General features: G+C 60.8%; 12 protein-coding genes. 5 read left to right on the top strand and 7 right to left on the bottom strand.

Annotated features, from left to right (window positions below):
* The first annotated feature begins 40 nt into the window (after window positions 1-40).
* The 5 genes from SKZ59_RS22815 to SKZ59_RS22795 all read left to right on the top strand — a co-directional run bounded on the left by SKZ59_RS22815 (window position 41) and on the right by SKZ59_RS22795 (window position 5,043).
* Entirely contained in the window at window positions 41-640 is a 600-nt protein-coding gene (locus SKZ59_RS22815; RefSeq protein WP_319993147.1) for an acyltransferase, read from the top strand.
* A 192-nt stretch (window positions 641-832) separates the two neighbouring features.
* Complete coding sequence (locus SKZ59_RS22810; RefSeq protein WP_319993026.1) at window positions 833-1,708, top strand: flagellin; 876 nt, start codon at window positions 833-835, stop codon at window positions 1,706-1,708.
* A gap of 243 nt (window positions 1,709-1,951) precedes the next feature.
* On the top strand, window positions 1,952-2,827 hold the full coding sequence (locus tag SKZ59_RS22805) for a flagellin (RefSeq protein ID WP_319993026.1): 876 nt from the start codon (window positions 1,952-1,954) through the stop codon (window positions 2,825-2,827).
* A 182-nt stretch (window positions 2,828-3,009) separates the two neighbouring features.
* Window positions 3,010-3,885: a flagellin gene (locus SKZ59_RS22800; protein ID WP_034757885.1), complete on the top strand. Its 876-nt coding sequence runs from the start codon at window positions 3,010-3,012 to the stop codon at window positions 3,883-3,885.
* Between the two features lie 57 nt (window positions 3,886-3,942).
* Window positions 3,943-5,043, top strand: coding sequence for a hypothetical protein (locus SKZ59_RS22795; RefSeq protein WP_319993025.1), 1,101 nt, complete (start codon window positions 3,943-3,945; stop codon window positions 5,041-5,043).
* Window positions 5,044-5,095: 52 nt separating this feature from the next.
* Here SKZ59_RS22795 and SKZ59_RS22790 read toward each other — a convergent pair whose 3' ends face one another.
* From SKZ59_RS22790 to SKZ59_RS22760, 7 genes are read right to left on the bottom strand one after another with little or no spacing between them, the layout of a single operon-like run.
* On the bottom strand, window positions 5,096-7,183 hold the full coding sequence (locus tag SKZ59_RS22790) for a flagellar biosynthesis protein FlhA (protein ID WP_034757882.1): 2,088 nt from the start codon (window positions 7,181-7,183) through the stop codon (window positions 5,096-5,098).
* The gene (locus SKZ59_RS22785; protein WP_034757880.1) at window positions 7,180-8,319 is read right to left on the bottom strand and encodes a flagellar biosynthesis protein FlhB; all 1,140 of its coding nucleotides are present in this window, start codon (window positions 8,317-8,319) and stop codon (window positions 7,180-7,182) included. Before SKZ59_RS22785 ends, SKZ59_RS22790 begins: the two co-directional genes overlap by 4 nt.
* Window positions 8,309-9,109: a flagellar biosynthetic protein FliR gene (locus SKZ59_RS22780; protein ID WP_034757878.1), complete on the bottom strand. Its 801-nt coding sequence runs from the start codon at window positions 9,107-9,109 to the stop codon at window positions 8,309-8,311. The genes SKZ59_RS22785 and SKZ59_RS22780 overlap by 11 nt, the downstream gene beginning before the upstream one ends.
* Window positions 9,110-9,118: 9 nt before the next feature.
* Window positions 9,119-9,391 carry a flagellar biosynthetic protein FliQ gene (locus SKZ59_RS22775; RefSeq protein WP_034757874.1) on the bottom strand — a complete coding sequence of 91 codons (273 nt, stop codon included), beginning with the start codon at window positions 9,389-9,391 and terminating at the stop codon, window positions 9,119-9,121.
* Window positions 9,392-9,394: 3 nt separating this feature from the next.
* Window positions 9,395-10,165 (bottom strand): flagellar type III secretion system pore protein FliP, encoded by a 771-nt coding sequence (gene fliP / locus SKZ59_RS22770; RefSeq protein ID WP_070303090.1) that lies wholly within the window; start codon window positions 10,163-10,165, stop codon window positions 9,395-9,397.
* Window positions 10,162-10,527 (bottom strand): FliM/FliN family flagellar motor switch protein, encoded by a 366-nt coding sequence (locus tag SKZ59_RS22765; protein WP_034757866.1) that lies wholly within the window; start codon window positions 10,525-10,527, stop codon window positions 10,162-10,164. The genes fliP and SKZ59_RS22765 overlap by 4 nt, the downstream gene beginning before the upstream one ends.
* 1 nt (window position 10,528) lies before the next feature.
* Entirely contained in the window at window positions 10,529-11,407 is an 879-nt protein-coding gene (locus SKZ59_RS22760; protein ID WP_070303089.1) for a FliM/FliN family flagellar motor switch protein, read from the bottom strand.
* Window positions 11,408-11,786: the final 379 nt, after the last annotated feature.

The following is an 11,786-nucleotide window of genomic DNA, read 5'->3' as shown; positions in this document are numbered from 1 at the left end:
AGCCCGGCAATGCTATCCCGACCAATTGCAAGGAGTGACCATGAGTGAATTGTTTAATCCCGGCTATTACACGGAAGACGACTTGCAGCATGCCGGCTTCCGCCATGTCGGCAGCAACGTCCGCGTCGCAAAAAACTGTGTCATTGTCGGCATGGAAAATATTTCGCTCGGCAACAATGTCCGTATCGACGGGTACAGCACGCTGGTGGCTGCGGGCGGCGGCCACATCCGCATCGGCAACCATGTGCATATCGGCGGCTACTGCTTTCTCTCGGGTGCGGCGGGCATCACGCTGGACGACTTCTCGGGCCTGTCGCAAGGCGTACGCCTGTATAGCAAGACGGATGACTACAGCGGGGCCAGCCTGACCAATCCCACCGTACCGGAAGAATTTACCAATTGCAAAAGCGGTCCCGTGCATCTGGGCCGCCACGTCATCATCGGCTCGGGCAGCGTCGTCTTGCCTGACATAACAATAGGCGACGGCGTGGCCGTAGGCGCTCTCAGTCTGGTCACCAAATCCCTGCAAAGCTGGGGTATTTATGCCGGCACACCGGCAAAGCGTCTGAAAAACCGAGCGCGCGACTTATTGGCCGCAGAAACATTGCTAATGGAGAAACTTTCCAGTGCGGACAGATAGCCGAAGCCGCATGCCTGCACAGGCACGCCATACGCAGAAGCATGCTTAAAAAAACACTTTTTCAGCTAAACATGGCATCTACAAAAAATTTCCATACGGCATTTAATAAAGTGAAATGAATGGTCGTCTTGTACTGGTAGGAGCAGATAACCCGTCGCTCCTCACCGTAACCACCCAATTAGGAATGACACCATGCTGAGCCTTCACACCAACGCTGCTTCCCTGTCGGCACAAAATTCGATCTCGAATACCCAATCCAAACTGTCGACTTCGATGACGCGCCTGAGCACCGGCTTCCGCATCAATTCGGCCATGGACGACGCTGCCGGCCTGCAAATCGCCACCCGCCTGAAAGCACAAACCAGCGGCATGACCGTTGCGATGAACAACACGCAAAACAGCACCTCGATGCTGCAAACGGCTGAAGGCGCTTTCGCCGAAGTCACCAACATGCTGGTGCGCATGAAAGACTTGGCTACCCAAGCTTCCGATGCTTCGTCGACCGCCGCCGACAAGACCGCCATGCAAGCCGAATACAACGCACTGGGTCAAGAGCTGTACAACGTCATGACCAACACCACGTTCGGCGGCACCAAGCTGCTGGGCAAAGGCAGCGCCGCTGCTGACGGCACGCTGTCGACCTCGATGACGTTCCAGATCGGCGCCAGCTCGACCGAAAAAATGACTTTCGACGTATCGGCTAACCTGAGCTCGCTGAACGCAGCCCTGACCGGCCTGAGCGCAAACTTCTCGAGCGCCGCCGCAGCTGGCGCAACGGAACTGACGTCCAACGCCAACGCCAATATCGGCCTGCTGGCTACCGCCATCGACAGCGTCAGCACCGTGCGTTCGGCACTGGGCGCGACGGCTAACCGTCTGGACCACGTCAACACCAACTTGTCGAACATCGCCACCAACACCAAAGCCGCTACCGGCCGCATCATGGACACCGACTTCGCTACCGAAAGCTCGAACATGACGTCGTCGCAAATGCTGCTGCAAGCTGGTACCGCGATGCTGAAACAAAGCAACAGCATGTCCTCGATGGTCATGTCCCTGCTGCAATAATATCGGCTTGGCCGCTTGCGGCCAGTCTCTCGAAGCCAGACTCCGGTCTGGCTTTTTTTTCGTCTGCAGCTGACACAAACATGCCGCAACACCAGCAAAACGGGGCGGCGAAGCAAGAAACAGCATTTATTTTAAAAAATTTCCTTAAAGCATTTAATTAAGGTGGCGGCACGGTCGTCTTGTACTGATAGGAGCAGATAAATCGTCGCTCCTCACCGCAACCACCCAATTAGGAATGACACCATGCTGAGCCTTCACACCAACGCTGCTTCCCTGTCGGCACAAAATTCGATCTCGAATACCCAATCCAAACTGTCGACTTCGATGACGCGCCTGAGCACCGGCTTCCGCATCAATTCGGCCATGGACGACGCTGCCGGCCTGCAAATCGCCACCCGCCTGAAAGCACAAACCAGCGGCATGACCGTTGCGATGAACAACACGCAAAACAGCACCTCGATGCTGCAAACGGCTGAAGGCGCTTTCGCCGAAGTCACCAACATGCTGGTGCGCATGAAAGACTTGGCTACCCAAGCTTCCGATGCTTCGTCGACCGCCGCCGACAAGACCGCCATGCAAGCCGAATACAACGCACTGGGTCAAGAGCTGTACAACGTCATGACCAACACCACGTTCGGCGGCACCAAGCTGCTGGGCAAAGGCAGCGCCGCTGCTGACGGCACGCTGTCGACCTCGATGACGTTCCAGATCGGCGCCAGCTCGACCGAAAAAATGACTTTCGACGTATCGGCTAACCTGAGCTCGCTGAACGCAGCCCTGACCGGCCTGAGCGCAAACTTCTCGAGCGCCGCCGCAGCTGGCGCAACGGAACTGACGTCCAACGCCAACGCCAATATCGGCCTGCTGGCTACCGCCATCGACAGCGTCAGCACCGTGCGTTCGGCACTGGGCGCGACGGCTAACCGTCTGGACCACGTCAACACCAACTTGTCGAACATCGCCACCAACACCAAAGCCGCTACCGGCCGCATCATGGACACCGACTTCGCTACCGAAAGCTCGAACATGACGTCGTCGCAAATGCTGCTGCAAGCTGGTACCGCGATGCTGAAACAAAGCAACAGCATGTCCTCGATGGTCATGTCCCTGCTGCAATAATATCGGCTTGGCCGCTTGCGGCCAGTCTCTCGAAGCCAGACTCCGGTCTGGCTTTTTTTTCGTCTGCAAGTTCCTGGTCTTTCCAGCATATTGAACTAAATTGCCATCACGTTTAACGATGTTGCCGGCATAGTCGCCTATACAAGGTAGAACACCGAACAATCGCCTACTGGAGCCGCCGCGTGCTGAGCATTCATACCAATACTGCCGCACTGTCAGCCCAGCGGGCCATGGGCTGGGCACAGCAAATGCTTTCGACGTCGATGACGCGTCTCTCCACGGGCTTTCGCATCAACTCGGCCATGGACGATGCGGCCGGCCTGCAGATCGCCACCCGGCTGAGCGCCCAGACCAGCGGCATGGCGGTGGCCATGCGCAACACGCAAAACAGTACTTCCCTGCTGCAGACGGCCGAAGGCGCGTTTGGCGAAGTCACCAGCATGCTGGTGCGCATGAAGGACCTGGCCACCCAGGCAGCTGACGCCTCGTCGAACCAGAAGGACCGCGAGGCCATGCAGGGCGAATACGATGCGCTGGGCGCCGAACTGTACAACGTCATGACGAACACCCGCTACGGCGGCACTTTATTGCTGGGCAACGGCAGTGCCGGCATGGGCACCCTGTCGCAAGCCCTGACGTTCCAGATCGGCGCCACCGGCAGCGAAACCATGCAGTTCAGCGTGGCGGGCGACATGGGCGCGCTCAACGCGGCACTACAGGCGATCTCCGTCAATTTCGCGCCAGGCGCCACCGCCGGCAGCGAATTTGCCAGCAACAGCAGCGCCAACGGCATGATTGACATGCTGGCGGCCGCCGTCGACAAGGTCGGCAGCGTGCGCTCGGCACTGGGCGCCACCGCGAACCGGCTCGGACACATCTACAATAACCTGTCCAACATGGTCACCAACACCAAGGCCGCCATCGGCCGCATCATGGATGTCGACTACGCGGCCGAAAGCGCCAACATGACCTCGGCGCAAATGCTGCTGCAAGCAAGCACGGCCATGCTCAAGCAAAGCCAGAGCATGAGCAAGCTGATTCTTTCTTTACTACAATAATTACCGGCAGGGCGCGATGGCAAATCGGATGAATATGTATCAGCAGGAAGCAATGGCATGGCGATAGACCGCATTGCATCGGGCAATCCGGTGCCCCTGATTACCCAGCGCTTCGACGTCAGCCCCGCTACGCCGATGGTGCCGGGCGTGGTCCAGCCGCTGGTGCCTATCGGCCCCTACATGGCGCCCGCGCCCGACGCCGGCACCCTGCCCGCCCAGCTGCAGCAGAAGGGACAGGACAGCCTGGCGTCCCTCATCAAACCCAATGCCGATGGTACGGGCGGCGCCCTGCCGCGCGACAGCAGCGCCATGCAGGTCAACCAACTGTTCTTCACGCGCCAGCTGATATGGCAGCCGCCCGACGCGGCGCAGCTGGCCGCGTCGTGGCGCGTGATGGTCAGGACCTATGGCGAACAATATGCGGCCCTGCAGGAACAGGCGCGCGGCCAGCATGTGCCGGGCAATCTGTTCATGGCCGAGCAGCAGCCGGCCCTGCTGCGCGAAGGCGCACGTCCGCCGTTGACGGTCGACAGCGAAGCGTGGCGCTTTGCCGTGTATGGCTGGGGCGGCCAGCGCCTGCTGCTGCGCGTGCTGGCCAGCGACGAAGACGAAGATGCAACGCCAAGGCGGCGCGGCAAGGTGGCGCTGCGCGTCGAACTGATCATCATCGGCATCGGCCGGGTCGTGATCCAGATGGAACCGTCCGGCGACGGCGTCCTGCTGGAACTGGCCGCTGACGAGGAGGCGGCATTGCGCCATTTGCGCCTGGCCCTGCCCGAGATCGCCGACGCCGTGCGGCGCGCGGGCCTGCGCCTGGTGCGCTGCCGCCTGAACCGCCAGCTGCATGCGCAGCGCGTGCACGGCAACTACCCGATGCAGGCGGGCGCCGCCTCGCTGTCGCTGCCCCTGTTCCGTGCCATGGCCGAAGTGGCCCTGCTGCTGACGCAGCCGGAAGCGGAAGCGGCGGCAGATCCCGATGCGCCCCAAGCCCCCGCCGCCGAAACCGAGGAGGAGCCCGTCATCGTCTCGAAGGAAGTGGCGGCGCCGTTCGGTTACGACTATGGCGACGAGGAAGACACGGCGCCAGGCGCCACCGTGCTGCTGCTGGCCGATGGCCAGGAGCACGAGCTGCTGCCGCCCATCGACGAGCATGATTGACGCGGCATAAAAAAACGGCGCCTGAAGCGCCGTTTTTTTTCGTTCCAGCAATTTACCCCACCGTGCCGATGATGCTCACTTCGCGGTTTTCCGGGATTTCATTGTACGACAGCACGTGCAAGCCAGGCGCGAACAGGCGCGCATAGCGGGCCAGCAGCGGGCGGATCTGCGGCAGCACCAGCAGCAGCGGCGGCGTAGCCTGCTGCTTCATCTGCTCGCGCGCCACCGGCATGTTTACTTGCAGCTGCGACAGCAGATGCGGGTCGATCGGATAATTGTCCAGCGTCACCTTGCCCGACTGGCGCGCCTGGTTCAGGGAACCAAGCAGCATGTTTTCCAGTTCGCCGCCCAGGTTAAACGCCTGCATTTCCATCTTCTGGCCGAACAGGCCGCTGACGATCTGGCGCCGCAGCGCACAGCGCACTTCGGCCGCCAGCAGGATCGGATCCTTGGTCGTTTCCGAACTGTCGAGCAAGGTGGTGGCGATGGGTACGATATCCTTCAGTGACACATTTTCCGCCAGCAAGACGCGGAATACGCGCAGCAGCTGCGTATGCGTCAGCGCCTTGTCCAGCGCGCCGGCCAGTTTCGGCGACAGGGCCGTCAGACGCTCCATCATGTTCGACACGTCTTCGTGGCGGAACAGTTCCGGCAGGTATTCGCGCACCATCTTCGACAAGTGCGTGGCGATCACGCTGGGCGCCTCGATGACCTGGTAGCCGAGGCCCAGCGCATGCGCCTTTTCGCCCGGTTCGATCCACGTGACGGGCATGCCGTAGGCCGGCTCGATGCCGGGAATGCCGTCGAGCTGACCATACACGTTCGGCGACGGGATTGCCATCAGGCGGTCGGCCTGCACTTCCGCCTGCGCCACCACGGTGCCCGACAGCACGATCGCGTACTGCGACGGCTTCAGGGCCAGGTCGTCGCGCACGCCGATATTCGGCAGCAGCAAACCCATCGATTCGGACAGGCTCTGGCGCACACCCTTGACGCGCTTGTTCAGCGGTTCACCCTGGGTCTTATCCACCATGCCGACCAGCTTGTAGCCGAGCATCACCATCAGCGGCTGCACGGCCGGCAATTGCTGCCATTCCAGTTCAGCCGGCTTGTCATCGCGCAAGGCCGCCTCGATGGCCGCCATGCCGGCCGCATCGGGCCCCTTCACGCGCTTGGTCAGGCGCCAGGCAACAAAAGCCAGCACGCCGGCAAAGGTCATGAACATGAACCACGGCATGCCCGGAATCAGGGCCAGCGCCACCATCATGCCGGCCGCGCTGTAGATCACCGTTGGCGAGGTCAGCACCTGGCCTGCCACTTGCTGTTCGAAGTCGCCCGAATCGCTGATACGGGTTACGAGGATGGCGGCCGCGGCCGACAGCAGCAGCGCCGGGATCTGCGCCACCAGGCCATCACCGATGGTCAGCAGTGCGTACTGGCGGAAAGCGTCGCCGAACGACAGGTCGTGCATCAGCGAGCCGATGGCCACGCCGCCGACCATGTTGATGATCAAGATCAAAATACTGGCGACGGCGTCGCCGCGCACGAACTTCGACGCGCCGTCCATGGCGCCATAGAAATCCGCTTCGGCGGCCACGTCCTTGCGGCGGATCTGGGCTTTTTCCTGGTTGATCAGGCCGGCGTTCAGGTCGGCGTCGATCGCCATCTGCTTGCCCGGCAAGGCATCGAGGGTAAAGCGCGCCGACACTTCCGAGATACGCTCGGCGCCCTTGGTGACGACGGCGAAGTTGATGATCATCAAGATCACGAAGACGACGATACCGACGACGAAGTTACCGCCGATCACCACGTTACCGAAGGCCTCGATCACCTTACCGGCCGCGTCCGCGCCCGTATGGCCGTGCAGCAGCACCACGCGTGTGGACGCCACGTTCAGGGTCAGCCTGAGCATGGTGGTGGCCAGGATCACCGTCGGGAAGACGGAGAAATCGAGCGGCCGCTTGGCCGAGACGCTGACGAGGATGACGATCAGTGCCAGCACGATATTGAAAGTGAACAAGATATCGAGCAGCACGGGCGGCAGCGGCAGGATGATCATCGCCAGGATCACCAGCAGGAACAGCGGCGTGGCGAACTTGTGGCGGCGCATTTCGGCAACCAACCGGTTCAGGAAATTCATGAAGGTACTACCTCGCTCAAATGAGATGGCACGACCACCTCGGTGGGAAATGGGGGCTGGGCAGCGCGCTGCCCAGTACGGAATGCTTTCAGCTGCAGTATGTAGTTGAGCACCTGCGACACGGCCTGGTACAGCTGCACGGGAATCTGCTGCTGCACCTGGCTGGTGTTGTAGATGGCGCGCGCCAGCGGCGGCAACTCCAGCGTTTCGATATTGTGTTCCTTCGCCACTTGCCGGATATACAGCGCCATCTCGTCGACGCCCTTGGCAACGACGAACGGCGCCTCGGCGCGGTCCTGGTCATACTTCAATGCGACGGCGTAATGCTCGGGATTGACGATCACCACGTCGGCGTCGGGCACGGTCTTGCGCACGCTGCGCCGGCCGATCTGCTGCTGCAGCTGGCGGATGCGCTGGCGCACTTCGGGCCGCCCCTCGCTGCTTTTATGTTCTTCCTTGACGTCCTGCTTGCTCATGCGCTGGTTGCGGGCAAAGAAAAACGCCTGCGCCGGCACGTCGATGATGGCAAACAGCACGAAGACGGAAATGAGCGCCATCAGGCCGTCGAGCATCAGCGCCGAGCCATCGAGCATGGCCTGCTGCAGGGGCCGGTGTTGCAAATCCACGTACTGCGTCAGGCTGGAGCGGCTCACGTGCACGAGTACCATGCCCAGCACGGCGGCCTTGGCGATCGACAAGCCGAATTCAAAGCCGTGCTTGGGCGACACGAGGCGGCCCAGATTCTTGGCCGGACTCAGGCGCTCCATCTTCGGCGCCCAGTTCTTCGTGCTGATGACCCAGCCGCCAGGGATCAAGGAACCGAGTACAACAAACAAAGGCACGCAGAACAGCGGCACGATCATCTTGATCAGCAAGCCCACCGACGTGGTAAACGCCATCGACATGGCATTTTCCAGCGCGCCCTTGCTGTCGAGCGGCATGAAGGACATGGCGAACAGTTCGCGAAAGCTGACCAGATAACCGGGCAGCAGGTAAATGAAGACCTTCATGCTGATCAGGATGCCCAGCGCCGTCGACAGGTCGCGCGAACGCACCACCTGCCCTTCCTGGCGCGATTTCTTCAGCTTCTGTGCTGAAGCCTTTTCTGTTTTGTCGCCCGTGCTGCTATCCGCCATGGGCCACCCGCATTTGTTCCTGGATCATGTCGAGCACGCGGTTCGTCATGGCGACATAGTGCTCCGGGATAAAGCGCACGATCTGTATCAGCATCAGCAGGCCGAACATGGTGATCATGGAAAAACCCAGCGAAAACAGGTTCAGCGACGGCGCCACCCGGTTCAGGAAGCCAAAGCCCAGCTGCACCACCATGGTGGAAAAGACGATGGGCAAGGCCAGCAGCATGGCGGCGGCAAAGATCCACGCCACGTTGTACGCCACCGTCTGCAGCAGCAGCGGCCCGTAGCCCTGCCCCACGGGCCAGGCCGTGAAACTGGCGCCGATCACGCCCGTCAGCACGAGGTGGCCATCGATGGCGAAAAACACGATCATGCACATGATGGTGAGCAAACCCGTGATCACGTCCGATGAAGTGCCGTTGAGCGGATCGTTCATGACGGCCATGGAAAAGCCCACCTGGCTCGACACGAGGTAGCCGAGCACCGACATGACGGACATGGCGAAGTGGAAAGCCAGGCCCAGGACGAAGCCGATGATGGCCTGCTCCAGGGTGGCGACGAGGGCGTGCAGGGAAAACGGATCGATCTTCAGCAACTCCTGCGACACGCCAGATGCCTGCATCACGGGCAGCATCAGGATCGCCAGCACCAGCGACAGCAGCACCCGCACGGGAACGGGCACCATCGCGTCGCCGATCACGGGCGAGGCGCTGAGCATGGCCAGGATGCGGCAGAACGGCCACCACACGGCCAGCAGAAACGGCAGCACCTGATTGAAAATCTGATCCATGGCGCGGTGCTATCCGACCAGGGTGGCGGCGCGCTGAAAAATGGACACGCAATAATCCATCAGGTAACCGGCCATCCAGCGTCCGGCCAGGATCAGGGCCAGCAGGGTGACCAGCAGGCGCGGCAGGAAACTCATGGTCTGTTCATTGATCGATGTGGCCGCCTGCACCAGCGCGACCAGCAAGCCCATGAGCAAACCCGGCACGACCAGGATCACCACCAGCAGCATGACGACATGCAATGCTTCGATGATCAGGTCGACGGCGACTTCAGGGGTAAACATCGGTCAATAGCCCTGTATGCTGGTAACTAAGGTGTTGACGGTCAGGGTCCAGCCATCGACGAGCACGAACAGCAGCAGCTTGAACGGCAGCGAGATGACGAGCGGCGACAGCATCATCATGCCCATGGCCATCAGCACGGACGCCACCACCAAGTCGATGATGAGGAAGGGGATGAACAGCATGCAGCCGATCTGGAACGCCGTCTTCAGTTCGGACAATACAAACGCGGCCAGCTTGACCGTGAAACTATGGTCTTGCGGACGCATGCTCGACGGTTCGCCGGCCAGGTGCGCGATCTGCGCCAGCGCGGCCTTGCTCGTCTGCGCCAGCATGAAGCGCGAAATGGGCACTTCGGCAATTTTCAAGGCTTCCTGCATGCCGATCTGGTCGCGGTCGTACGGCACGAACGCTTCCTTCCACACCTGGTCGCCGATGGGACGCATGACCAGCAAGGTGAGAATCAGGGCGATGCCGGTGACGATACGGTTGGGCAAGCCCTGCTGCAGGCCGAGGGCCTGGCGCAGCAGCGACAGCACGATGACGAAGCGGGTAAAGCTGGTCATCATCATGACCATCACGGGCAGCAGCCCGAGCAGGGTCATGACGACGAGGATCTGCATCTTCACCGACAGGTCGGTCTTCGCGCCCGGCACCACGCCGGCGAGCAGGTCCTGCGCGCCGGCCGCGCCGCAGCACAGCATCAGAACAGGGACAGCCAGCGCGGCAGCCAGCGCGCCGCGGCGCCGGCTCAAGCCGGGTACCGCCAGCTTCATGCTGTCATCAGGTCGAGATTGAGGCCGTCGAGGTCGATGACTTTCAGGCCATAGTTCTCGCCGGCCACCACCACTTCGGCACGGCCGATCGGTGTGCCGTTGACCTTGATCACCAGCGGTTCGCCGGCCAGCATGTCGAGTTCGATCACGCTTTCCGGGCCGATGGCCATCAACTCTTCCAGCGAGATGCGGGCCGAGCCCACTTCCAGGGTCAGAGTGACGGGAATCTTGCGCATCATTTGCGGAATGTCGCGGCGCGCGCGGGTGCTGGCCACGTCGGAGACGTCGCCCTGGTCGATGATCATGTCATCGCCCAGGTCTTCCAGCAGGGTTTCGCTCTGGTTGGTATCGGTGATATTCATATTATTCGACATCTTCAAATGAGGTTAAACAGAGCTTGCCCTTGTGTTCGGAAACAGCCGCTGTAAATAAACGGGAGTCGTCAAGCATGACGTCGGTACGGCTCAGGCTGACTGGAATCACGTCGCCCACGCGCAGGTCGAACAAGGCGCCCAGCTGCACCTGCTTGCTGACGAGCCGGCCTTCCAGGGTCACTTGCAGGCGCGAAGCGAGCGGGCGTACGCTGCCGCGCAAGGCTTTCTTCGCTTGCGCGCGCTCGGGCAGCAGGCCGCGCAGCACGTCGGCCATCAGGCGCTTGTCCAGCGAGAACCAGAACTGGCCGCTCTGCCCCGCTTCGACGTCGCTGAGCGCCACGGTGACGATCCAGCTGCCGCGTGCCGGATGCACGCCGGACTGCACGGCGACCTCGGCAGTGGTGTCGATGTCGCTGCTCTTGCCCAGGGTTTGCAGGTTCTTGTGGATGCGGGTGAACAAACTGTGGACCAACTGTTGTCCCAGCACCACAGCGAGGCGCTCTTCCGTTGCCGTCACGCGCACTTGCGCCGGATCGGGCAGCGCGCCCTTGGCGCCGGCACTACCGTAGCGATAGTTCAGCACGCTCAACAGTATCTGCCGTTCGAGCGCAAAGCCCGGCTGGCCGGCCGGCGTGGAAAAACTCAGCCAGCGGTTCACGCTGTCTTCGTTCTCCACGCGCGACAAGGTCACGGCGTCGATCTGGAAATTGCCCCAGTAGCGACGGCTCATCGGCTGGCGCAGGGCCACGGCCAGGTCGTCGCGCAGCTGTGCGCCGAATACATGCAGCAAATGGACAGGGCGTCCAAGCAGACAGGAATCGAGGACTTGATGGCGCACAGTTTGATCTGTCTTGGTAATGATTGTCATGTAGTGGTCATGTCGGTATTGCGGTGGCAGAACAAATTATACGGATCGCCCGAAATTAAATACAGCATCATCTTGGCCTTGCCGACAGGTCTGCAAGCAAACGATTGCGCATCGTATCGCATGCTCGATGGCTACGGTGCTGAACAATACATGAAAAAGCCAAATATTGCCATGTATCAATATTCCTTGAGGCAATCCTCTCTTTACTTTATAGTTGCCCCGAGGTAAGCTTATAGCGAGAAAATAGTGATTTGCAGTGCGCCATTCCGCTTACCTGATTCCGGTTTTTATGGCAGTTCCCAGCTCCTCTTATTGCCACCAGAAGAAACTTTTATCAGATAATCATTAGTTGTCATGGCCATGTAAATCATGTCGGCGC

This window comes from Janthinobacterium sp. GMG2 (assembly GCF_033949445.1).
Lineage (GTDB): Bacteria > Pseudomonadota > Gammaproteobacteria > Burkholderiales > Burkholderiaceae_D > Janthinobacterium > Janthinobacterium aestuarii.
This window is presented reverse-complemented; position numbering and strand designations above follow the sequence as displayed.

Coding starts and splice junctions, on each gene's coding strand:
- SKZ59_RS22775 (WP_034757874.1), bottom strand. CDS start 9,391: ATGTTTACCCCTGAAGTCGCCGTCGACCTGATCATCGAAGCATTGCAT.
- fliP (WP_070303090.1), bottom strand. CDS start 10,165: ATGAAGCTGGCGGTACCCGGCTTGAGCCGGCGCCGCGGCGCGCTGGCT.
- SKZ59_RS22810 (WP_319993026.1), top strand. CDS start 833: ATGCTGAGCCTTCACACCAACGCTGCTTCCCTGTCGGCACAAAATTCG.
- SKZ59_RS22780 (WP_034757878.1), bottom strand. CDS start 9,109: ATGGATCAGATTTTCAATCAGGTGCTGCCGTTTCTGCTGGCCGTGTGG.
- SKZ59_RS22795 (WP_319993025.1), top strand. CDS start 3,943: ATGGCGATAGACCGCATTGCATCGGGCAATCCGGTGCCCCTGATTACC.
- SKZ59_RS22785 (WP_034757880.1), bottom strand. CDS start 8,319: ATGGCGGATAGCAGCACGGGCGACAAAACAGAAAAGGCTTCAGCACAG.
- SKZ59_RS22760 (WP_070303089.1), bottom strand. CDS start 11,407: ATGACAATCATTACCAAGACAGATCAAACTGTGCGCCATCAAGTCCTC.
- SKZ59_RS22815 (WP_319993147.1), top strand. CDS start 41: ATGAGTGAATTGTTTAATCCCGGCTATTACACGGAAGACGACTTGCAG.
- SKZ59_RS22790 (WP_034757882.1), bottom strand. CDS start 7,183: ATGAATTTCCTGAACCGGTTGGTTGCCGAAATGCGCCGCCACAAGTTC.
- SKZ59_RS22805 (WP_319993026.1), top strand. CDS start 1,952: ATGCTGAGCCTTCACACCAACGCTGCTTCCCTGTCGGCACAAAATTCG.
- SKZ59_RS22765 (WP_034757866.1), bottom strand. CDS start 10,527: ATGAATATCACCGATACCAACCAGAGCGAAACCCTGCTGGAAGACCTG.